At 58.5% G+C, this 22,771-nt stretch carries 21 protein-coding genes; 13 read left to right on the forward strand and 8 right to left on the reverse strand.

The genetic code is table 11. The features are described from left to right. Position 1 precedes the first annotated feature (1 nt). Positions 2-985 (reverse strand): substrate-binding domain-containing protein, encoded by a 984-nt coding sequence (locus AC6I7J_RS05595; protein WP_058758342.1) that lies wholly within the window; start codon positions 983-985, stop codon positions 2-4. Positions 986-997: 12 nt separating this feature from the next. Then, on the reverse strand, positions 998-1,828 hold the full coding sequence (locus AC6I7J_RS05600) for a DeoR/GlpR family DNA-binding transcription regulator (protein WP_021508063.1): 831 nt from the start codon (positions 1,826-1,828) through the stop codon (positions 998-1,000). Between the two features lie 236 nt (positions 1,829-2,064). Between AC6I7J_RS05600 and AC6I7J_RS05605 the strand changes: the two genes are divergently transcribed. Both AC6I7J_RS05605 and AC6I7J_RS05610 read left to right on the forward strand, forming a co-directional pair. After that, positions 2,065-2,469, forward strand: coding sequence for a hypothetical protein (locus AC6I7J_RS05605; protein WP_498006953.1), 405 nt, complete (start codon positions 2,065-2,067; stop codon positions 2,467-2,469). After that, a complete protein-coding gene (locus tag AC6I7J_RS05610) occupies positions 2,444-3,370 on the forward strand; it encodes a DUF1176 domain-containing protein (RefSeq protein ID WP_255467571.1) in 927 nt (308 codons plus the stop codon). The genes AC6I7J_RS05605 and AC6I7J_RS05610 overlap by 26 nt, the downstream gene beginning before the upstream one ends. A 192-nt stretch (positions 3,371-3,562) precedes the next feature. Here the strand turns inward: AC6I7J_RS05610 and ampH are convergent, their stop codons facing one another. The 3 genes from ampH to tal all read right to left on the reverse strand — a co-directional run bounded on the left by ampH (position 3,563) and on the right by tal (position 7,906). Then, entirely contained in the window at positions 3,563-4,732 is a 1,170-nt protein-coding gene (ampH, locus tag AC6I7J_RS05615) for a D-alanyl-D-alanine-carboxypeptidase/endopeptidase AmpH (RefSeq protein WP_264251081.1), read from the reverse strand. A gap of 144 nt (positions 4,733-4,876) precedes the next feature. Further along, positions 4,877-6,886: a transketolase gene (gene tkt, locus AC6I7J_RS05620; protein ID WP_498006954.1), complete on the reverse strand. Its 2,010-nt coding sequence runs from the start codon at positions 6,884-6,886 to the stop codon at positions 4,877-4,879. A gap of 69 nt (positions 6,887-6,955) precedes the next feature. Further along, positions 6,956-7,906: a transaldolase gene (gene tal, locus AC6I7J_RS05625; RefSeq protein ID WP_021508067.1), complete on the reverse strand. Its 951-nt coding sequence runs from the start codon at positions 7,904-7,906 to the stop codon at positions 6,956-6,958. 352 nt (positions 7,907-8,258) lie between these two features. Here tal and maeB point away from each other — a divergent pair, with 352 nt between their 5' ends. Continuing rightward, positions 8,259-10,538 carry an NADP-dependent oxaloacetate-decarboxylating malate dehydrogenase gene (maeB, locus tag AC6I7J_RS05630; protein ID WP_058775684.1) on the forward strand — a complete coding sequence of 760 codons (2,280 nt, stop codon included), beginning with the start codon at positions 8,259-8,261 and terminating at the stop codon, positions 10,536-10,538. 100 nt (positions 10,539-10,638) lie between these two features. On the opposite strand, the gene hemF is transcribed toward maeB, so the two are convergent. Then, a complete protein-coding gene (hemF, locus tag AC6I7J_RS05635) occupies positions 10,639-11,559 on the reverse strand; it encodes an oxygen-dependent coproporphyrinogen oxidase (protein ID WP_021508069.1) in 921 nt (306 codons plus the stop codon). A gap of 47 nt (positions 11,560-11,606) precedes the next feature. Further along, the gene (gene amiA, locus AC6I7J_RS05640) at positions 11,607-12,464 is read right to left on the reverse strand and encodes an N-acetylmuramoyl-L-alanine amidase AmiA (protein ID WP_021508070.1); all 858 of its coding nucleotides are present in this window, start codon (positions 12,462-12,464) and stop codon (positions 11,607-11,609) included. Positions 12,465-12,673: 209 nt separating this feature from the next. Here amiA and AC6I7J_RS05645 point away from each other — a divergent pair, with 209 nt between their 5' ends. From AC6I7J_RS05645 to AC6I7J_RS05690, 10 genes are all read left to right on the forward strand, one after another. Next, positions 12,674-13,099: a GNAT family acetyltransferase gene (locus tag AC6I7J_RS05645; RefSeq protein WP_021508071.1), complete on the forward strand. Its 426-nt coding sequence runs from the start codon at positions 12,674-12,676 to the stop codon at positions 13,097-13,099. A 113-nt stretch (positions 13,100-13,212) separates the two neighbouring features. Further along, positions 13,213-13,833, forward strand: a complete 621-nt coding sequence (locus tag AC6I7J_RS05650; RefSeq protein ID WP_058770813.1) for an RpoE-regulated lipoprotein — start codon at positions 13,213-13,215, stop codon at positions 13,831-13,833. A gap of 97 nt (positions 13,834-13,930) precedes the next feature. Then, complete coding sequence (locus AC6I7J_RS05655) at positions 13,931-14,833, forward strand: Dyp-type peroxidase (protein ID WP_166711950.1); 903 nt, start codon at positions 13,931-13,933, stop codon at positions 14,831-14,833. 220 nt (positions 14,834-15,053) lie between these two features. Next, the gene (locus tag AC6I7J_RS05660) at positions 15,054-16,070 is read left to right on the forward strand and encodes a sulfate ABC transporter substrate-binding protein (protein ID WP_498006955.1); all 1,017 of its coding nucleotides are present in this window, start codon (positions 15,054-15,056) and stop codon (positions 16,068-16,070) included. After that, entirely contained in the window at positions 16,070-16,903 is an 834-nt protein-coding gene (gene cysT, locus AC6I7J_RS05665) for a sulfate/thiosulfate ABC transporter permease CysT (RefSeq protein WP_498006956.1), read from the forward strand. The genes AC6I7J_RS05660 and cysT overlap by 1 nt, the downstream gene beginning before the upstream one ends. Further along, on the forward strand, positions 16,903-17,775 hold the full coding sequence (cysW, locus tag AC6I7J_RS05670; protein WP_021508076.1) for a sulfate/thiosulfate ABC transporter permease CysW: 873 nt from the start codon (positions 16,903-16,905) through the stop codon (positions 17,773-17,775). The genes cysT and cysW overlap by 1 nt, the downstream gene beginning before the upstream one ends. Further along, a complete protein-coding gene (cysA, locus tag AC6I7J_RS05675) occupies positions 17,765-18,853 on the forward strand; it encodes a sulfate/thiosulfate ABC transporter ATP-binding protein CysA (RefSeq protein ID WP_125309126.1) in 1,089 nt (362 codons plus the stop codon). The genes cysW and cysA overlap by 11 nt, the downstream gene beginning before the upstream one ends. Positions 18,854-18,925: 72 nt before the next feature. Further along, positions 18,926-19,810, forward strand: a complete 885-nt coding sequence (gene cysM, locus AC6I7J_RS05680) for a cysteine synthase CysM (RefSeq protein ID WP_498006957.1) — start codon at positions 18,926-18,928, stop codon at positions 19,808-19,810. Between the two features lie 173 nt (positions 19,811-19,983). Next, a complete protein-coding gene (locus AC6I7J_RS05685; protein ID WP_021508079.1) occupies positions 19,984-20,664 on the forward strand; it encodes a response regulator transcription factor in 681 nt (226 codons plus the stop codon). Next, entirely contained in the window at positions 20,661-22,022 is a 1,362-nt protein-coding gene (locus tag AC6I7J_RS05690) for an ATP-binding protein (RefSeq protein WP_021508080.1), read from the forward strand. Before AC6I7J_RS05685 ends, AC6I7J_RS05690 begins: the two co-directional genes overlap by 4 nt. Before the next feature lie 243 nt (positions 22,023-22,265). Here AC6I7J_RS05690 and crr read toward each other — a convergent pair whose 3' ends face one another. Next, complete coding sequence (crr, locus tag AC6I7J_RS05695; RefSeq protein ID WP_010617547.1) at positions 22,266-22,769, reverse strand: PTS glucose transporter subunit IIA; 504 nt, start codon at positions 22,767-22,769, stop codon at positions 22,266-22,268. Positions 22,770-22,771: the final 2 nt, after the last annotated feature.

The following is a 22,771-nucleotide window of genomic DNA, read 5'->3' on the forward strand; positions in this document are numbered from 1 at the left end:
GTTACAGCCCCATTTTCACCAGTTTTGGCAGGTTCTCTTTATCGAGACTTTCGGTGTTGTTACCGAGAATGGTGTGCGTCGCCTCGTCCACCTTCACTTTGCCCAGCCCTTCAATGGTCATGCCGTCGGTGATCGGCTCTTTTTTCTCCATCATGTCGGCGATACGCACAAATACTTCACCGGCGGTCTGCGGATTCCAGATATAGCCGCCCTTGATAGCACCGCGCTGTACCAGCGACGCACCCTGGCCCGGGCTGAAGGCACCGATGACGCACACCTGATCGATCTTGTTGCGGTTCATGACCGCGCGGCCGGCGCCAATCGGTCCCTGAGAACCAAAGGCCATAATGCCTTTCAGATCCGGGTATTTAGACATCAGTTCGTTGGTGGTGCGGATGGAGTCATCCAGCGATTCGCCGACGCCGAACTTGTCGGTCACCAGCTGCATCTTCGGATAGTGCTGTTTCTGGTAGTTGAGCGCGGCGTCGGTCCACTCCTGATGCAGTGGCACCGTCAGGCTGCCGACATACATGGCGTATTTGCCTTCTTCATGCATGCATTTCGCCAGTGCTTTCATATGGTTGATGCCGTGGGTCGGCGCATCGACCAGCTCGAAATCCCAGTTGGCGTCTTTCTGGCCGGGCGATTCGTGAGTAATCACCATGATCCCGGCTTCCCGCGCGCGCTTCAGCACTGGCTCAAGCACTTTCGGGTCGTTTGGCACCACGCCGATGATGTCAACCTTCTGCGCAATCAAATCTTCAATCGCGCGCACCTGCAGCGCCGGGTCAGCGGCGGTTGGCCCGACCATCCACGCGTCGATGCCGCGTTTTGCCGCTTCACTTTTGATGCCCGCTTCCATGGCGTTGAACCACGGAATACCGCCAATTTTTACCACGATGCCCATGCGGATTTTGTCAGCGGCCTGCGCGCCAGCGGCGGCAAACAGGGCAAGCAGAGAACAGGCGATAAGATGTTTTTTCATAAAGACTCCGGATTAATTTTTTATTAGCTGCATCGAATGGCTGCGTTGCGAGCAATCAATAATATTGACGCCGTTCCACGCCAGTTCTTGTTCCAGCTCTTTGTCTTTTAATTGGTCAGTGATGAGAAAATCCACATCGCGGTAATGACAAATACGCGCGAATGAGGGGCGCAGAAATTTACTGCCGTCCAGCAGCAGATGTTTTCTTTCTGCCGCTAACAACATTTGCTGTTTTAAATGTGCGTTGTTTTCGTTACCTTCGCGTAAATAACCGTCATTTCCCAGACTGCTGCAGGAAAAAAAGATCTTATTGATCTGAAATTCCCGTAGCGGCTGCTCTGCGACGACGCCGTGGAAATCTTCATAACGGTCAGAATATTCTCCACCCAGGCAGATGGTGCGGATACTGCCGCGCGCTGCAAGGGTCTGGACGATTCTGATAGAATTGGTTAACACCGTTAATTCAATATCCGGTAGCTGTCGTGCCAGATACCAGCAGGTGGTACTACTGTCGAGTAATAAACAATCACCGGGGCTGATAAAATCGAGTGCTCGTTTGGCTATCGCCATCTTGGCCTCGACGTTTTCATTCATGCGCTGGCGAAAAGATAATTCATACTCGTTAATACCGCGTGTATTTCCCTGAATGTTGGCGGCCTGTCGTTTGGCTGGTACTGCACCACCGTGACTGCGCTGTAATACGCCACGTTTCTCCAGCTGCGTTAAATCACGGCGAATGGTTTCCTGAGAAACCTGACACAGCGTGACTAATTCAGCGACAATGACCCGACCATTTAAATTAAGCTCGTCAATAATTCGCTGCTGTCTTTCAATCGGCAACATGACTTCCCTCCGATGGCTATAAATTACTGGATGCCGGAATGTGAAAATGTGGGCTGGGCACGAGTCCGCAGCGACCAACTGGCCCGGCGACATTAAGGTGATTTTCACTGGATTTTTTATGTAAATGAGATCTCTTTATTTCAAATTTGAGTGATCGCATTCACATAAATGCGCGTTATTACGCGAGGGAATGAGAGAGTCCATGCACAGCGTTGACGCTCTGCCAGCACCATAGCATGACCGCTTATGACCGTTTGCGTGTATTTGACCGTTTTGTGAAGAGGGTAAAAATTGTCCGACGAATCCGATTGAGCAGAAATCAGCCGCACCGGATGATGGAGCTGTTGCGCTATTCCACACAGATCGCCCATAAGGTGACGGCTTTTTCAGCAGTTAACTTCGCTTTTCAGGCCACTTCACAGTTTCGGCCTGATGACCGCGCATGCATTGCGCTATCATTTTCTTTCCAGGAATCGGGGATCGTTTTTTTTCATGTCGTATTGGATGAAGTCGCTGCTTTTATTGCCCTTTCTGCTGATCGCCAGCGTACAGGCCGAGCCGCTGCAAAAGTCGTTTTCCGACTGGCAGATCACCTGCAACAACGCGGCGTTCTGCGTGGCACGCAGTTTTCCTGGCGATAATGGCCTGGTGATGACGATTTCACGTCACGCCGGGGTCAACGATCGGCCGCTGCTGCGCATTGATTACGGCAGCGCCTATAGCGGTGCATTGCCGGGCGCGGCGCTAAAAGACAACCTGCTGCTCGACCAGCGTCGCCTCAATCCGGACCTCAAACACTGGACGGTGGAGCCGCATCATCTGGCCACCAGCAACGCCATCGCCATCGACGAATTTCTCGCCCAGACGCTGGATGCCAGCAATTTACAGCTCACCTATAAAGCCAGCGCCAGTATTCCGCTGCGCGGTATGAAAGCGGCGCTGCTGCTGATGGATGACGTACAGGGGCGGGTTAACGGGGCCAGCGCCTGGGTAAAGCGCGGTGATCGCGTCCAGTGGGATGTGCCACCGCCGCCCTCAATTCCGCAGCTGCCGGCAGCGCTGCCCGCACCCGCGCCGCTGACGCAGCAGGAAACCACCGGCCTGATCGATTACGGAACCTGGCGCGTCAATACCGATAACTGCTCGCTCGATCCGCTGCGGCGGGAAGTCAGCGTTGCGCCACTCACCGACAGCAAAGCGCTGCTGCTGATAAGCTGCGAAACCGGTGCCTACAACGTGATCGATCTGGCGTTTGAAGTCACACGCAGCCAGCCGTATGTGTCGCGCGGCATCACGCTCAACCTGCCGTTTACCCCGCCGTCGCGTACTGATAATCAGCTGGAACTGGTGAACGCCGAGTTCGATGCCAGTAACGGCCAGCTTTATACCTTCAGCAAAGGGCGCGGTCTGGGCGACTGCGGTGTGGCCACACGCTGGCAGTTTGATGGTAATGCTTTCGTGCTGGCGGAGTATGCGGAGGAGAAGACTTGTGACGCCTGGCATAGTAGTGATGACTGGCCCACCCTCTGGGTCACTCAGTAATCCCCGTCATCCTTCGCACTGCAGGGGCGTTGGCTGCGGCTGTTCACCCCGGTCACTTACCTGAGTAAGCTCCCGGGGATGCCCATCCTTGCCGCCTTCCTGCAGCACGAATGATTTAGGGGAGGGGTCGCAGTAACTGCTCGTCATAACTCACGCTTTGGCTACGGTGACATGACATCAGCTGTCAAAGGCTTAGCGGATATTGCCGATCATCATCGGTGAGCCCGTCTGGTTGCCCACCAGCTCAGCCAGCATGTTGTTGACGCCATCGCTCATCGGGGTGAAGCGGGTCAGCGGCGAGCGCGTCACCACCACAAATACGCCGACGTTGTGCTGTGGCACCATCGCCATGTAGGTGATGAAGCCGCCGCCGCCGCCGGTTTTCTGAATGATGCCCGGATGGCCCGCCTTCGGTGCCATGTAAACCCAGCCCATGCCCAGCGCGTCGGCGCGTCCTGGCACGTCCATGCCTTCCACCTTGGTCAGCTGGTCGCGGCGATAAATCAGCGTTTGCAGCCGATCGATCTGCGGCGTGCGGTGATTCACCGCCGAGTTGAGGAACTGCTGCATCCAGCGTCCCATATCGTCCGGCGTGGAATACACGCCGCCGCTGCCGATGGCTGCCAGCGTGTTATTGCACGGGCTGGCCCCTTTTTCGGCAATCATCAGGCGCTGACACTGATCCGGTGATGGCGTGAAGGTGGTGTCCTTCATGCCGAGCGGACGCGTCACCAGCTGCTGCAGCAGGGCCGGATAAGGCATACCGGCGGCTTTAGCCAGCGCGTCGCCCAGCAAATCGAAGGCGAGGTTGGAGTAAGCCGCCTGCGTGCCCGGCGCGGCTTTGAGCTGCGCGCCGCGCAGCCACTGCCAGCGGTCGGCTTTGGTTGGCCAGACAAACACCGGACGATGCGGTTTGCCGCCCGGCTGTTCACGCGGCAGGCTGCTGGTGTGGGTGGCGAGATTAATCAGCCGAATCGGCTGGCCGTTGTACGTCGGTACGCGGGCGCCCGGCGGCGCGTATTTGCTCAGCGGATCGTCAAGACGAATCTGGCCGCGCTCGGCCATCTTCACCATCACTTCGCTGGTCATTAGTTTGCTCAGCGAGGCGATACGGATCAGTGAGTCCTGCTGTGGGCGCACGTTATTGCCGGGACGGGTTTCGCCGAAGCTGGCGAACACGCGCTGGTTACCGTCAATTGCCACCAGCGCCATGCCGGTCGCACCGCTGCCATAGAAGATGTGTTCTGCATAGCGATCGACAATCTGCGAGGCCAGCAGCGGATCGGGCGATACCTGCGCCGTGCTGGTAAAGGGCAGCACAGCAACCATTAAGGCCAGTAAAAAAGGAGTACGTTTTTTCAACGGGAAAGCGTCCGCTATAGGAATCGGAGGAAAACCTATAGTAATCAGTTTGCGCAAAGCGGGAAGGGGGCGGGGCGGATTTTTTTCTGTATCAGGCTGTGAAATAAAACGGCCCTCTCCCGGTAGCGGGAAAGGGCCAGACACTCAGGCAGGCTTAAGCAGCGATTCGGCGTGGCTCACCACGTTCTCGACGGTAAAGCCAAAGGCCGGGAACAGCTTGCCGGCTGGCGCCGATTCGCCGAAGGTGGTCATGCCGACAATTTTGCCGTCGATACCGACGTATTTGTACCAGTAGTCGGCAATACCGGCTTCAACCGCCACACGCGCGCGCACGGTGGAAGGCAGCACCGATTCACGATAGGCCACGTCCTGTTTATCAAACACGTCAGTGCTCGGCAGCGACACCACGCGCACCTTGTGGCCGTCGGCGCTGAGTTTCGCTTCGGCGCCCAGCGTGATCTCCACTTCGGAACCGGTGGCAATCAGGATGACGTCCGGCGTGCCGTCACAATCCTTGAGGATGTAGCCACCGCGCGCGATGTTCTCTACCTGTTGCGCGCTGCGCTCCGGCTGCAGCAGGTTCTGACGCGACAGAATCAGCGCGGTCGGACCGTGATGGCGCTCAATCGCCGCTTTCCACGCCACGGCGGTCTCGACCTGATCGCACGGTCGCCAGGTGCTGAAGTTTGGCGTCACGCGCAGGCTGGCCAGCTGTTCAACCGGCTGGTGCGTCGGGCCATCTTCGCCCAGACCAATTGAGTCGTGGGTGTAGACCATAATCTGGCGCGCTTTCATCAGGGCGGCCATGCGCGCTGCGTTACGCGCGTATTCGACGAACATCAGGAAGGTGGCGGTATAAGGCACAAAGCCACCGTGATGCGCGATACCGTTGGCAATCGCCGTCATGCCAAATTCGCGTACGCCGTAATGAATGTAGTTACCTGCGTGATCCTCTTTGATCGGCTTCGAGCCGGACCAGATAGTGAGGTTGCTGGGCGCGAGGTCGGCGGAACCGCCGAGGAACTCCGGCAGCAGTTTACCGAAGGCTTCCAGCGTGTTCTGTGAGGCTTTGCGGCTGGCGATTTTCTGCGGGTTAGCCTGCAGATCGCGAATGAACTGGCTGGTTTTGTTTTCCCAGTCAGCCGGCATTTCGCCCTTCAGGCGGCGGCTGAATTCGTCCGCCAGCTGCGGATGCGCCTGCTGATAAGCCGTGAACTTCTCTTCCCAGGATTTCTCCTGCGCGGCCCCGGCTTCTCTGGCATCCCACTGCTGATAAATATCCTGCGGGATTTCGAACGGACCGTAGTTCCAGCCGAGCTGTTTACGCGTCAGCGCCACTTCTTCTTCGCCCAGCGCGGCCCCATGAGACTTCTCTTTGCCGGCTTTGTTTGGCGAGCCAAAGCCGATCACCGTGCGGCAGATGATCAGCGAAGGCTTGTCGGTGACGCTTTGCGCTTCTTTGATGGCCGCCGCGATGGCGTCCGGATCGTGGCCGTCGATGCCTTCGGCGCTGCCCACCACGTGCCAGTTATAAGCTTCAAAACGCTTGTGGGTGTCGTCGGTAAACCAGCCTTCGGTTTCGCCGTCGATGGAGATACCGTTGTGATCGTAGAAGCCAATGAGTTTGCCGAGGCCCAGCGTGCCGGCCAGCGAACAGACTTCGTGTGAGATGCCTTCCATCAGACAGCCGTCGCCCATAAACACATAGGTAAAGTGATCGACGATATCGTGGCCAGGCTGGTTAAACTGGGCCGCCAGCGTGCGCTCGGCAATCGCCAGACCGACAGCGTTGGCCAGCCCCTGGCCGAGCGGGCCGGTGGTGGTTTCAACGCCCGGCGTATAGCCAATTTCCGGGTGGCCCGGCGTTTTTGAGTGCAGCTGGCGGAAGTTTTTCAGCTCTTCCAGCGGCAGATCATAGCCGGTGAGATGCAGCAGGCTATACAGCAGCATCGAGCCGTGCCCGTTAGACAGAATGAAGCGATCGCGATCCGCCCAGGCCGGGTTGGTCGGGTTGTGCTTCAGGAAGTCGCGCCACAGCACTTCGGCGATGTCAGCCATGCCCATCGGCATACCTGGGTGGCCGGAATTTGCTTTCTGTACCGCATCCATGCTCAGGGCGCGGATCGCGTTAGCCAACTCTCTGCGTGAAGACATAGGGTTCTCCCTTGTAATTGGGCAAAAGCGGACGGGCCGCGACCCGTCCGGCAGAAGGTGAGTTCAGGATTACAGGCGGGCGGCCAGCACGTCTTCCAGCTTCTGCTGGTCGACGGCAAACTGGCGGATACCGTCGGACAGTTTCTCCACGGCCATCGCATCCTGGTTATGCTCCCAGCGGAACTCCGCTTCGGAGAGCGGTGCCGGCTGGTGGAAGCCCTCGGTTGATGGCTCCAGTTTGCGCTCCACCGGCGCTTCGCTGTTGGCCAGCTCTTCCAGCAGGTTCGGGGAGATGGTCAGGCGATCGCAGCCGGCCAGCGCCACAATCTGCTCCACTTTACGGAAGCTGGCACCCATGATGACAGTGTTGTAACGGTGCTTTTTGTAGTAGTCGTAAATACGACGCACCGATTTAACGCCCGGGTCTTCGTCGACCACATACGGGTCGAGCGGTTTGCGCGTGTTGTACCAGTCGTAGATTCGGCCGACAAACGGCGAAATCAGGAACACGCCGGCTTCGGCACAGGCGCGCGCCTGGGCGAAGGAGAACAGCAGCGTCAGGTTACAGTTGATGCCGTTCTTCTCCAGCTCTTCCGCCGCTTTGATGCCTTCCCAGGTGGACGCCAGTTTGATCAGAATACGTGAGCGGTCGATGCCGTTCTCTTCATACAGGCGGACCAGTTTCTCCGCTTTGGTCACACACATGCCACGATCGAAAGAGAGGCGCGCATCCACTTCGGTCGAAACACGGCCCGGTACGCTTTTCAGAATTTCCATACCGAGGTTGATCGCCACTTTATCGCTGGCGTTGATGATTTGCGTCTCTTTGCTGCCGCCCTGTTTTTTCGCGTACTCAATGGCGTCATCAATCAGGTGTTTGTAAGCGTCGAGGCCGGCAGCTTTGAGGATCAGGGATGGGTTAGTGGTGGCATCTTCCGGATGGTAATGGCGAATGGATTCGATATCGCCGCTGTCCGCCACCACGGTGGTGAACTGTTTTAATGCATCTAGCTGGTTCATCGCTTAACTCCTTGATTAGCAATAATGTGGGCAAAACAGGCACCCGGGCAGTCATCGTCTTAGGTGCGCCCTTATCGGGCAAGGGAGGTTCCACACAGTGCAACAGACGCCGGATGAAGAAAATGCGTTTTCTCTGATTGTGACGTCGGGGCGCGTTTCTGATAGTCAGGCCTGCCTGATCGGTTCAGCTCAGCGTTTTGCCACCCTTAAGCATAGCAGGCTGTCCCAAAGCCGCAGGCGAAGCCGTGGCAATCCGTGCCCTGGCGACTGTGCGTTCTTTGAGCGCCTTCACCCTCTTTTGCGCCGCGCGTTCTTATACTGAGGGCTTTTCAGCCGTGCAAAAGGATGTCTGATGGACGATCAACTGAAGCAAAGCGCGCTCGATTTTCACCAATATCCCACCCCCGGAAAAATTCAGGTGTCACCCACTAAGCCGCTGGCGACGCAGCGCGATCTGGCACTGGCCTATTCCCCCGGTGTGGCGGCACCCTGTCTGGAAATTGCCGCCGATCCGCTGGCCGCGCACAAATACACCGCGCGCGGCAATCTGGTGGCGGTGATCTCCAACGGCACGGCGGTGCTGGGGCTTGGTAATATTGGCGCGCTGGCCGGCAAGCCAGTGATGGAAGGCAAGGGCGTGCTGTTCAAAAAGTTTGCCGGCATTGATGTGTTCGACATCGAAATCGACGAGCACGACCCGGATAAGCTGATTGAGGTGATCGCCGCGCTGGAACCGACGTTCGGCGGCATCAACCTTGAGGACATTAAAGCGCCGGAGTGTTTTTACATTGAGCAGCAGCTGCGGCAGCGCATGCAGATTCCGGTGTTTCATGACGATCAGCACGGCACCGCCATCATCTGTACCGCGGCAGTGCTTAACGGCCTGAGCATCGTGAATAAGGCGATTGCCGACGTGCGGCTGGTGGTGTCGGGCGCCGGCGCGTCAGCCATTGCCTGCCTCAATCTGCTGGTGGCGCTTGGCATGCAGCAGAAAAATATCGTGGTGTGTGATTCAAAAGGGGTGATTTACCGCGATCGCGAAGCGGACATGACGCCGACCAAAGCCGCCTATGCCGTGGAAGATAGCGGGGCGCGCACGCTGGATGAGGTAATTGGCGGCGCGGATATTTTTCTCGGCTGCTCCGGTCCGAAAGCGCTGACGCCAGAGATGGTGCAGAAGATGGCACCAAATCCGCTGATTCTGGCGCTGGCCAATCCGGAGCCGGAGATTATGCCGCCGCTGGCGAAGCAGGTGCGGCCGGATGCGATTATCTGCACCGGGCGCTCGGATTTCCCCAATCAGGTGAATAACGTGCTGTGCTTCCCGTTCATCTTCCGCGGCGCGCTGGACGTGGGTGCCACCGCCATCAACGAAGAGATGAAGCTGGCGGCGGTACATGCGATTGCCGCTCTGGCGCAGGCGGAACAGAGCGACGTGGTAGCGTCCGCTTACGACGATCAGGATCTGAGCTTTGGCCCGGAATACCTGATTCCCAAACCGTTCGATCCGCGTTTGATTGTGCAGATAGCCCCGGCCGTCGCCAGAGCGGCGATGGATTCCGGCGTGGCGACGCGACCGATTGCTGACTTTGACGCCTACCGCGAGCAGCTCACCGAGTTCGTGTATAAAACCAATCTGTTCATGAAGCCGATCTTCTCGCAGGCGCGCAAAGCGCCGCAGCGCGTGGTGCTGGCGGAAGGCGAAGAGGTGCGGGTGCTGCACGCCACTCAGGAGCTGGTGTCGCTCGGGCTGGCGAAGCCGATACTGATTGGTCGTCCCAACGTGATTGCCATGCGTTTGCAGAAGCAGGGGCTGAAAATCGAAGCCGGGCGTGATTTTGAGATTGTGAACAACGAATCCGACCCGCGCTTTAAGGAGTACTGGAATGAATATTATCAGCTGATGAAGCGGCGCGGCGTCACGCCGGAAACCGCCCAGCGCGCGGTGATTGGCAATCCCACGCTGATCGGCGCCATCATGGTGCATCGTGGCGAAGCGGACGCGATGATTTGCGGTACCATCGGCGACTACCGTGAACATTATGACGTGGTGGAGAAGGTGTTTGGCTTCCGCGATGACGTCAAGGTCGCCGGGGCGATGAACGCGCTGCTGCTGCCGAGCGGTAACACCTTTATTGCCGATACCTATGTGAATGAGGATCCCAGCGCTGAGCAGCTGGCGGATATCACGCTGCTGGCGGCAGAAACCGTGCGGCGTTTCGGCATCGAACCGCGCGTGGCGCTGCTGTCGCACTCCAGTTTCGGCACTTCGAACGCACCCGGCGCGCGGAAGATGCGCGAGGCGCTGGCGCTGATTCAGCAGCGAGCGCCAGAGCTGGAGATTGACGGCGAGATGCACGGCGATGCAGCGCTGGTGGAGAGTATTCGTCGCGAGCTGATGCCGGACAGCCCGCTGAAAGGTACCGCCAATCTGCTGATCATGCCGAACGTTGAGGCCGCACGCATCAGCTACAACCTGCTGCGCGTGTCCTGTTCGGAAGGGGTGACGGTGGGGCCGGTACTGATGGGCATCCGCAAGCCGGTGCATGTGCTGACGCGCATCGCCTCGGTGCGACGCATTGTTAACATGGTGGCGCTGGCGGTGGTGGAGGCGCAGACCGAGCCGTTGTGAGCGGCAAGCTGGCCTGATACCCGGTCGCCCTGAAGGGCGACCCTACGGGGGCGCGTTTTATCGGGTTATTCCGCAGGGTGCGCATGAATGCGCACCTGGCTTATTTTTCCAGCCCCAGCCAATCCTGCACCGGCAGGAAATCGCGGGTCAGCGCGGCTTCCGGGGAGTCGTCGGCGGGTTGATAATCATATTCCCAGCGCACCAGCGGCGGCATCGACATCAGAATCGATTCGGTGCGACCGCCGGTTTGCAGACCGAACAGCGTGCCGCGATCCCACACCAGATTGAACTCAACGTAGCGGCCCCGGCGGTAAAGCTGGAACTGACGCTCGCGTTCGCCCCAAGCCAGTTCTTTGCGCTTCGCTACAATCGGCTGATAGGCCTGCATGAAACCGTTGCCGACCGCCTGCATGAAATCAAAGCAGTGGTCAAAATCCGGCGTATTCAAATCATCAAAAAACAGGCCGCCAATGCCGCGCTGCTCGTTGCGGTGTTTCAGGTAGAAGTAGTCGTCACACCACTTTTTGTAGCGCGCATAGACGTCATCGCCAAACGGCTGGCACAGATCGAACGCGGTCTGATGCCAGTGCCGGGCATCCTCTGTGAAACCGTAATAAGGGGTGAGATCGAAACCGCCACCAAACCACCAGACCGGATCGGCGCCCGGCTTTTCAGCAATGAAAAAGCGCACGTTGGCGTGGCTGGTTGGCACATACGGATTTTCCGGGTGTACCACCAGCGACACGCCCATCGCTTCGAAGCTGCGGCCTGCCAGCTCCGGGCGATGCGCGGTGGCTGACGCGGGCATCTGCTCGCCATACACATGGGAGAAATTAACCCCAGCCTGCTCGAACACCTTGCCATTGCGCAGCACGCGGCTGCGTCCGCCGCCGCCGCCGGGGCGTTGCCAGGTGTCTTCGGCAAAGCTGGCGCTGCCGTCTTCCGCCGCCAGACCGGCGCAAATATCATCCTGCAGCGCCAGCAGATAGGCTTTGACGCGCGAAATATCGGGATTGCTCATGGCTCACTCATTGCAAAAATTTGCCGCGATTCTAGCACAAAACGCTATCAGGCCTGGCGACGATCGTACTCATCAAAGTAATTGACGATACCGTCGGCAATCGCCCGGGCAATTTTCTGGCGAAACGCCGTGGTGCCCAACAGCTGTTCTTCACGCGGGTTGGTGATAAACGAGGTTTCCACCAGCACCGACGGGATGGACGGGGATTTTAACACTGCGAACGCCGCCTGCTCGGTGTGCTGGCTGTGCAGGTGATGCACCGGACGAATCTGGTCCAGCACGTGTTTACCCAGCGTCAGGCTGTTGCGGATGGTATCGGTCTGCACCAGGTCGAACAGGATCTGGTTAAGATAATTATCTTTTTCCTGCACCGCCGCGCCGCCCACTTTATCGGCGTCGTTTTCGCGCTGCGACATATAGCGCGCCATGGCGCTGCTGGCACCGCGATTGGAGAGGGCAAACACCGACGCACCGTTGGCTTCCGGGCTGGTGTAGCCGTCGGCGTGAATCGACATAAACAGGTTGGCGCCGTGCTGATGCGCAATCTCCACGCGCTGGTAGAGCGGAATGAAGTGGTCGCTGTCGCGCGTCAGCCGCACTTCCACCTTCGGGTGGTTCTGCAGCAGCGTACGCACGGTGTTGGCGATCTCCAGTACGATGTGCTTCTCTTCTGAGCCTTCCTGACCCACCGCGCCAGAATCAATGCCGCCGTGACCGGGATCGATCATCACAATGCGCTTGCCGCTGGTGGCCGGTTTCGGCGGTGTATGGCGTGCGCTGACGGGCACTGCCGCGCGAGTTTCCTGCGCCTGGACCGCGCGCGGCGACAGCACCGCCAGCGCCAGGCCGGAGAGGATCAGCTGGCGGCGATTGGTCAGGCGCCGCAACAGTGAAATCTTGTTCATTAACATGTCCCTGAGAGTAAACCTGCCCCGTGTTATAGCTTAAGCGCCGTCCGGCGGCGACTGCCGAACCATTTCAGGACATTACTTTGTATTTCAGGCCGCGAATCGCTATTTAGCCGTTTTTTTCAGCCGTTGCGCCCTGCGAGGGTTGCGCCTGGCAAAGAATGCGTGATAATCAGCGAATTGTGCCTCATTGCAGGGTAACGCCGATGGAAATCCGCTCCTTCCGCCAGGAAGATTTTGAAGAAGTCATTACGCTCTGGGAGCGTTGCGATCTGTTACGGCCGTGGAATGATCCGGAACTCGATATCGAACGCAAAATGAACCATGACCCGGAGCTGTTTCTGGTGGCTGAGGTAGGCGGCGAGGTCGTGGGCACGCTGATGGGCGGCTACGATGGCCATCGCGGCTCCGCCTACTATCTGGCGGTGCACCCTGATTATCAGGGCCGGGGATTTGCCAATGCGCTGATGAACCGGCTGGAGAAAAAGCTGATTGCGCGCGGCTGCCCGAAAATCCATCTGATGGTGCGCGAAGAGAACGATCAGGTGGTGGCTTTCTACGAGAAGCTGGATTACGAGCCGGTCGACTCACTGCTGCTGGGCAAACGCCTGATTGAAGACCGTGAATACTGATTCCACGCGTCGCGCGGCCGGGTTTCTGCCCGCCATGCAGCACCGCGAATAAACTTTTTGCCGGTTTGCGACTCCAACAGGCACGCCAGTCGGCACAAAAGAAAGGAGTTTGCATGAAAGTTGTTCGTCCCGCCCTGCTGGTCAGCGCCCTGGTGCTGGCCGGTTGCGCCAGTTCCGGTTCCTCTTCCTCTGCCAGCACCAGCGAAAGTCACTGGTACAATCCGCTCAGCTATCACTGGTCGGCGCTCAATCCGTTTAGCTGGTTTGGCAGTTCGCTCACCGTCACCGAGCAGGGCGTCGCCGGGCTGAACAGCAACACGGCAATGTCGGAGTCCGCCATTAGCGCCGCGCTGAACAATGATTATCAGCTGCGTCAGGGCATGCGCACGCAGAACGGGCAGGTAGTGGATTTCTGGCAGGCGCTGGATGACGGTAAGGTTAAGCTGGTGATTAATGGCCAGCGTAGCGTCGAGCGCATTGAAGTGCTCGATAGCGATGCGCGCAGCGCCGACGGCAGTAAAATCGGTGATGCGTTCAGCGATAAATTCAGCAAAGCGTTTGATAATTGCAAAATGGTTGCCGGGCTGGATGTGCGCGATGTTGAGTGCCGCGCGCCGGGTAGTCAGCATATCGCCTATATCTACAGCGGCGAGTGGCACGGTCCGACCGGGCTGATGCCGTCAGATGATACGTTAAAAAGCTGGAAAATCAGTAAGATCGTCTGGCAGCGTTAACTGGCGAAAAAATTGCGTTAACGCATCTTCTGCGCAGGGCTTTCCGGTATGATACCGGCGAAAAACGCCGTTAACTTTTATGCCGGAGAGCATTGTCATGTCTCAGTTTCAGAGCGGGATCCTGCTGGAGCACCGCCGTTTTGCCATTTGGCTGGAAGCCCGCGCCACCGGCGACCTCGCTGCGCTGCGTCAGGGTTGCCACGCCTTTCTGCAACAGCTGGCTGCGCTACAGCAGCAATTCCCGGACGCCGGCCTTGGTGCGGTCATCGCCTTTGGTGATGCGCTGTGGCGCGATCTGCAGGGCACCGACTCAGCTCCCGAACTCAAAGCTTTCACGCCGCTCGGCAAAGGTGCGGCACCGGCGACCCAGCGCGATCTGTTGATCCATATTCAGTCGCTGCGTCACGACGTGAACTTTTCGCTGGCGCAGGCGGCGCTGACGGCGTTTGCCAGCGCGGTCGCCATTGAAGAAGAGACGCACGGTTTCCGCTGGGTCGAAGATCGCGATCTTTCCGGTTTTGTTGATGGCACCGAAAACCCGCAGGGCGAGGCGCGCCAGCAGGTGGCGATCATTGCTGACGGCCCGGATGCCGGCGGCAGCTATGTGTTTACCCAGCGCTGGGAGCACAACCTGCCGCAGTTCAACCGGCTGGCGATTGATAAGCAGGAAGCGATTATTGGCCGCACCAAACAGGACAATGAAGAGCTGCCGGGCGATCAGCGGCCGGCGACGTCGCACCTGAGTCGCGTGGATTTGAAAGAAGCGGGCAAAGGCCTGAAGATTCTGCGCCAGAGCCTGCCGTACGGCACCGCCAGCGGTCGCCACGGTCTCTATTTTATTTCGTACTGTCATCGTCTGTATAACATTGAGCAGCAGCTGCTGAGCATGTTTGGCGAGCGCGACGGCAAGATGGATGCCATGTTACGGTTCACCAAACCGGTGAGCGGCAGCTACTTCTTTGCCCCTTCGCTGACGGCGCTGCAGGCGCTGTCACGTTAATCCATCGCGTTTTACCGGTGCGCCGCCGTGCGCACCACATCCCCGCTTGACGCGGCTCAGTTAATCCCGCCCTGCGCATAAACTCTGCCGCTGGCTTATGCCTTTTTAGACTTTGAAATCCCTAAACGATATATAAAACCGTTACAGCTTTCGCCAGAGTTATAAATACACTGACAGCATCTAATGGCATAGGCTCGAACTCCATTTCTCAGGGTGCAGCATGACACGTTCGGTTTCGAAAAAATGGCTTGGCGGTATAGCGCTGTCGCTGAGTTTAGCGGGCGCGGCACAGGCAACAGAGCTGCTCAATAGCTCTTACGATGTGTCACGTGAACTGTTTGTTGCCCTGAATGCGCCGTTTGAACAGCAGTGGAACGCGGCGCACCCTGACGACAAGCTGATCATTAAACAGTCACATGCGGGCTCCTCAAAACAGGCGCTGGCCATTCTGCAGGGGTTGCGTGCCGATGTCGTGACCTATAATCAGGTGACCGATGTGCAGGTGCTGCACGACAAAGGTAACCTGATCCCGGCCGACTGGCAGAGTCGTCTGCCTAACAGCAGCTCACCGTTTTATTCCACCATGGCCTTCCTGGTGCGCAAGGGGAATCCTAAGCAGATTCACGACTGGGCCGATCTGGCGCGCGATAACGTGAAGCTGATTTTCCCGAATCCGAAAACCTCTGGTAACGGCCGTTACACCTATCTGGCCGCGTGGGGCGCTGCCGACCAGGCGGACGGCAAAGATCAGGCCAAAACCGAAGCGTTTATGACCAGGTTCCTGAAGAACGTCGAAGTGTTTGATACCGGCGGCCGTGGCGCCACCACCACTTTTGCCGAGCGCGGGCTGGGTGATGTGCTGATCAGCTTTGAATCGGAAGTGAACAATATCCGTAACCAGTACGGTAAAGACCAATACGAAGTGATTGTGCCGAAAACTAACATTCTCGCTGAATTCCCGGTCGCGTGGGTCGATAAGAACGTCGAACACAACGGCACGGCGGAAGCGGCGAAAGCCTATCTTAACTACCTCTACACGCCGCAGGCGCAGAAAATCATCACCGGCTTTTACTATCGCGTGAATAACCCGCAGCTGATGGCGGAGCAGAAAGATCGCTTCCCGCAGACTGCGCTGTTCAATGTTAATGACGCGTTTGGCGGCTGGCCGCAGGTGATGAAAACCCACTTCGCCAGCGGCGGTGAGCTGGATAAATTACTGGCAGCGGGGCGCGGCTGATGTTGGCTTCTGCACAGAAACGCGTTCTGCCCGGCTTTGGCCTCAGCCTCGGCACCAGCCTGCTGTTTACCTGTCTGATTCTGCTGCTGCCGATCAGCGCGCTGCTGATGCAGCTGTCGCAGATGACGCTGGCGCAGTACTGGCAGGTGATCAGCAATCCGCAACTGGTGGCGGCGTATAAAGTCACGCTGCTGTCAGCTAGCGTGGCCTCGCTCTTTAACGCGGTGTTTGGCATGTTGATGGCGTGGATCCTGACCCGCTATCGCTTTCCCGGCCGTACGCTGCTGGATGGCCTGATAGACCTGCCGTTTGCGCTGCCGACGGCGGTGGCCGGCCTGACGCTGGCCGGACTGTTTTCGGTTAACGGCTGGTACGGTCAGTGGCTGGCGCATTTTGATATCAAAGTGTCTTACACCTGGCTCGGTATCGCGGTAGCGATGGCTTTCACCAGCATTCCGTTTGTGGTGCGTACCGTGCAGCCGGTGCTGGAAGAGTTAGGCCCGGAGTATGAGGAAGCGGCGGAAACCCTTGGTGCCACACCGTGGCAGAGTTTCCGGCGCGTAGTGCTGCCGGAAGTCGCGCCGGCGCTGCTGGCCGGGACCGCGCTGTCGTTTACCCGCAGCCTCGGTGAATTTGGCGCGGTGATCTTTATCGCCGGTAACATCGCCTGGAAAACTGAAGTGACCTCGCTGATGATTTTTGTTCGCCTGCAGGAGTTTGATTATCCGGCTGCCAGCGCCATCGCTTCGGTGATCCTCGCGGCGTCGTTACTGCTGCTGTTTGCGATTAACACCCTGCAGAGCCGCTTTGGCCGCCGTCTGGGAGGTCACTAATGGCTGAGATTTCACAGATCAATCATGCCGAGCGTCAGCCGGTGAACTGGGGCAAATGGCTGCTGATCGGCATTGGCGTGCTGGTATCGATTGGCCTGCTGGTGGTGCCGATGGTCTCCATCTTCTGGGAGGCGCTGGGGCAGGGCATCGGCAAGGCCTTTAGCAACCTGCAGGATGGTGACATGCTGCATGCTATCTGGCTGACGGTGCTGGTGGCGCTGATTACCGTGCCGGTTAACCTGGTGTTCGGCACGCTGCTGGCCTGGCTGGTGACGCGCTTCACTTTTCCCGGTCGCCAGCTGTTGCTGACGCTGTTCGATATTCCGTTTGCCGTGTCGCCGGTGGTGGCCGGTCTGATGTATCTGCTGTTCTGGGGCGTGAACGGCCCGGCCGGCGGCTGGCTGGATGCGCACAACATCCAGGTGATGTTTGCCTGGCCGGGTATGGTGCTGGCAACGATTTTCGTCACCTGTCCGTTTGTGGTGCGCGAGCTGGTGCCGGTGATGCTGAGCCAGGGCAGCCACGAAGATGAAGCCGCCGTGCTGCTTGGCGCGTCTGGCTGGCAGATGTTCCGCCGCGTAACGCTGCCAAACATTCGCTGGGCGCTGCTGTACGGCGTGGTGCTGACCAACGCGCGCGCCATCGGCGAATTTGGTGCGGTATCGGTAGTGTCCGGCTCGATTCGCGGCGAAACCTATACCTTACCTTTACAGGTTGAATTACTGCATCAGGATTACAACACCGTGGGCGCTTTTACCGCCGCCGCGCTGCTGACCCTGATGGCAATTGTGACGCTGTTTCTGAAAAGCGTGGTGCAGTGGCGATTAGAGCATCAGCAGAAGCGCCAACAGGAGGAAAATCATGAGCATTGAGATTAAACACATTAATAAAGCATTTGGCCGCACGCCGGTGCTGAACGATATCTCTCTGGATATTCCTTCCGGCAAGATGGTGGCGCTGCTCGGACCGTCCGGTTCAGGTAAAACCACGCTGCTGCGCATTATCGCCGGGCTGGAGCACCAGAGCAGCGGGCAGATCCATTTTCATGGCAAAGACGTCAGCCGCACGCACGCCCGCGATCGTCAGGTCGGCTTTGTGTTTCAGCACTATGCGCTGTTCCGCCATATGACGGTGTTCGACAACATTGCCTTTGGCCTGACGGTGCTGCCGCGCCGCGAGCGTCCGAACAGCGCCGAAATTAAGCAGCGCGTTACCCGTCTGCTGGAGATGGTGCAGCTGGCACATCTGGCCAACCGCTACCCGGCACAGCTCTCCGGTGGGCAGAAACAGCGCGTGGCGCTGGCGCGTGCGCTGGCGGTTGAGCCGCAGATTCTGCTGCTGGACGAACCCTTTGGCGCGCTGGATGCCCAGGTGCGTAAAGAGCTGCGCCGCTGGCTGCGTCAGCTGCATGAAGAGCTTAAATTTACCAGCGTGTTTGTGACCCACGACCAGGAAGAAGCGATGGAAGTGGCGGATAGCGTGGTGGTAATGAGTCAGGGCAATATTGAGCAGGTGGGCGCACCGGATGACGTGTGGCGTGAGCCCGCGACCCGCTTTGTGCTGGAGTTCCTTGGCGAAGTGAACCGCTTTGACGGCGAAGTGCACGGCTCGCAGTTCCATGTGGGCGCGCATCGCTGGCCGCTGGGCTATACGCCAGCGCATCAGGGCGACGTGGAGCTGTTCCTGCGTCCGTGGGAAGTGGACGTGTCACGCCAGAGTAGCCTGGAGACACCGTTACCGGTGCAGGTGCTGGAGATCAGCCCGCGTGGCCACTTCTGGCAGCTGGTGGTTCAGCCCGTCGGCTGGCAGAGCGAGCCAATCTCGGTGGTATTTGCCGGTGAACAGACGGCGCCGATCCGCGGCGAACGGCTGTTTGTTGGTCTGCAACAGGCACGTATCTACCAGGGCACCACGCCGCTGCGCCCGGTTGCCTTTGCCGAAAGCGCCTGATATTTTTGTCACTCCTTCGGGCGGGATTTTCCCGCCCGATTTATTTGTACTCCTTTCGGCTGGAATGACACCGTGACCACTCTGGAAAACACCATCGGCAATACGCCGCTGATTAAGTTGCAGCGCCTGACGCCGGATAACGGCAGCGAAATCTGGCTCAAGCTGGAAGGCAACAATCCGGCAGGTTCGGTGAAAGATCGCGCGGCCTGGTCGATGATCCACCACGCTGAGTTGCGGGGTGAAATCCAGCCCGGCGACACGCTGATTGAGGCCACCAGCGGCAATACCGGCATTGCGCTGGCGATGATTGCCGCGCTGAAAGGCTACCGGTTACGCCTGCTGATGCCGGAGAACATGAGCCAGGAGCGTCAGGATGCGATGCGCGCCTACGGGGCTGAGCTGGTTTTGGTGACACGCGAGCAGGGCATGGAGGGCGCACGCGATCTGGCGCAGGCCATGGCGCAGCGCGGTGAAGGCAAAGTGCTGGATCAGTTTAATAATACCGACAACCCGCTCGGCCATTATCTCACCACCGGTCCGGAGATCTGGCAGCAAAGCCACGGTCGTATGACGCATTTTGTCTCCAGCATGGGCACCACCGGCACCATCAGCGGCGTCGGGCGCTATCTGAAAGAGTTTGCCCCGGCGGTGAAAGTGATTGGTTTACAGCCGCAGGAGGGCAGCAGTATTCCCGGTATTCGTCGCTGGCCAGCGGCCTATCTGCCGGGGATTTATCGCCCGGAACTGGTGGATGAAGTGATAGATATGGCGCAGCAGGAGGCGGAAGAGACCATGCGCGCGCTGGCGCAGCGCGAAGGCATTTTCTGCGGCGTCAGTTCAGGTGGGGCTGTGGCTGGCGCATTGCGCATCGCGACAGCGCAGCCGGGCAGTGTGGTTGTCGCTATTGTCTGCGATCGCGGCGATCGCTATCTCTCCACCGGTGTTTTTCACCGCTAGTTCCCCCCGCCTGTTTCTGGCTTCGTGCGCCCTGTGACGCGGCGTACGGGCCATTTTTGTCTATAGTCTCCCTAAGCATGTTCTGACGCGGTCACTGTAAGGATCGCGTAAAACCGGCTGCTTTCCCGCGGCACTCAGGACAAAATAGCGGCAATTTTGTACGAGAGAAAAAGATGAAAATCCTGCTTGTTGATGACGATGTTGAGCTTGGCACCATGCTGAGCCAGTACCTGATTGCCGAAGGTTTTGAAACCCAGCTGGTGCTGACCGGCAGCGCCGGGATTGAAGGGGCGTTATCCGGACACTACACCGCGATGATTCTCGACATCATGCTGCCGGATATGAGCGGTATTGATGTGCTGCGTCAGGTGCGGCAGAACAGCCGCCTGCCGGTGATTATGCTGACGGCGAAGGGCGACAATATCGACCGCGTTATCGGCCTGGAGATGGGCGCGGATGACTACGTGCCCAAACCCTGCTATCCGCGCGAGCTGGTGGCGCGTCTGCGCGCGGTGCTGCGTCGCTTTGAAGATCAGGCACCGGTGCCGGACAAGAAAGAGGTCCTGCGCTGGGGCGATCTCAGCCTGAACCCGGCCACGCGTATCACGGAGTGGCAGGGCAAAGCTTTTGATCTCACCGCGTCGGAGTTCAATCTGCTGGATCTGCTGCTGCGCGCACCGGACCGCGTGGTGTCCAAAGATGAGCTGTCGGAGAAGGGGCTGGGCCGTCCGCGTGAAGCTTACGATCGCAGTGTGGATGTGCACATCAGCAACATCCGCCAGAAGCTGGCTGCGCTGACCGCAGACAGCGTGAATATTGAAACCGTGCGCAGCATTGGTTATCGCATTCGATGAAACACAGCTACCGTGGCCGCATGTTCTGGAAGATCCTGCTGGGCTTCTGGATTGTGTTTGTGATTATCAGCCAGCTGCTGTGGCTGGGCTTTACCTTGTCAGGAAACCGTCACGAGCCGCCGGAGATTGTGGCGGTACGTCGGATCGTTAATCTGCAAATGGCTTCAGCGGTGTCGGTACTGGAGCGCGGCGGCCCCAGCTCGCTTGACGATATGATGGCCGACTGGGAGCCGAACGATCGCCAGTTTTTCTCGGTGATTCAGCACGCCAGACCGGCCACTACGCCGGACAATGCGCCGCCGGAGACCTTTAATCAGCCGTTTCACGGCCCGTTTCCGCAGGTGATTGTGCGCTGGGTGAAGGGCGCTGACGGTAAAGAGTATGAACTGCGCTATGACGTCAAAGGGCTGCGTGAAGACAGTTCAATGGGCGGCGGAGGCCCGCGTCGTATTCTGAATATCCCCGAGCCGATGTTTACCTTTGCCGGCGCGCTGGGGCTGCTGTTCAGTCTGCTGCTGGCGTGGAACCTGACGCGACCAATGCGTCAGCTGCGCGAGGGGTTTGCCCGCGTGTCGCGCGGTGATTTGTCGGTGCGGCTCTATCCGGTGATGCGTCGACGCCATGATGAGCTGTCGATTGTGGCCCAGGATTTTGATGCGATGGTGGAGCGGCTGGATACGCTGGTGAAAGCGCGTGAGGAGCTGCTGCATGATATCTCCCACGAGCTGCGCTCCCCGCTGGCGCGCCTGCAGTTAGCCACCGGTCTGGCGCGCCAGACGCCGGAGTCGGTAGCATCCTCACTCAATCGCATCGACGAGGAGGCGCGCCGCCTGGATAAGATGATCGGCGAACTGCTGACGCTGTCGCGCGCTGAGCATGAGAGCATGCCTGGCGAGCAGTATTTTGACCTGACCGGCCTGCTGCATGCGGTGGTAACCGATGTGCGCTACGAAGCGCAGATCCCCGGTGTGCACGTAGATTTTCTGGTGGATGAGAACGCGGATTACACCGTGCGCGGTAATGCTGAGCTAATCCGCCGCGGCGTGGAGAACGTGCTGCGCAACGCGCTGCGTTTCTCGCATCAGGGGCAGCATATTAGCGTGCAGTTGCAGGCGGAGAATCAGTGGCTGGCGATTCGCGTGCGCGATCAGGGGCCGGGCGTGGATGATGAGAAGCTGTCGAGTATCTTCGATCCGTTCGTTCGGGTGAATTCGCCGCTGATGGGCAAAGGTTACGGGCTGGGACTGTCGATCGTGCGCAAAGTGGTTCTGGCCCATCACGGCGAAGTTCAGGCGGTGAACCGTCCGGAAGGCGGGCTGGAAGTGACGCTGCGGCTGCCGCGCTGGAAGCAGGCGTAAATCATCACGCCAGGCGCAGGCGGTCAGGACGACCGGACAGATCGCAAAGACGGCATAAACCGTCCCTGGGCCTCGGCCCGCGCCATCCATGGCGCGGGACGCTTTGCTCCTCTGCCCGGTCGTCCCGCCCTCAAACAGGCACGGTGCGCTTTGTCAGAAGCGCTCGCCTGCAAATCTTTCATCAACGTGTGAAAAAACAAAAACGGCACCCATTGGGTGCCGTTTTCACGCAATCAGCGCGGTTTACTTCCTGATGCGGATAACCGGCGTTTCGCCCACGGTAACCTGACCGGAGAGTTTCACCAGGTCTTTGATCTCATCCATATTCGAGATCACGACCGGGGTCAGCGTGGATTTGGCTTTCTCTTCCAGCAGCGGCAGATCAAACTCGATCACCACATCGCCTTTTTTCACTTTCTGGCCTTCTTCAGCGATGCGTTTGAAGCCTTCACCTTTCAGTTCTACCGTGTCGATACCGAAGTGCACGAACAGTTCGATGCCGTTATCAGACTCGATAGAAAACGCGTGGTTGGTTTCGAAAATCTTGCCGATAGTACCATCCACTGGTGCAACCATTTTGTTGCCAGTAGGTTTGATGGCGATACCATCACCGACGATTTTCTCTGCGAATACCACATCAGGTACGTCTTCGATATTCACGATTTCGCCTGACAGAGGCGCAACGATATCGATAGTCCCTGACGCGCTCTCTGATTTATCGCCAAAAAGTTTAGAAAACAAACCCATGA

This window comes from Type-C symbiont of Plautia stali (assembly GCF_059730935.1).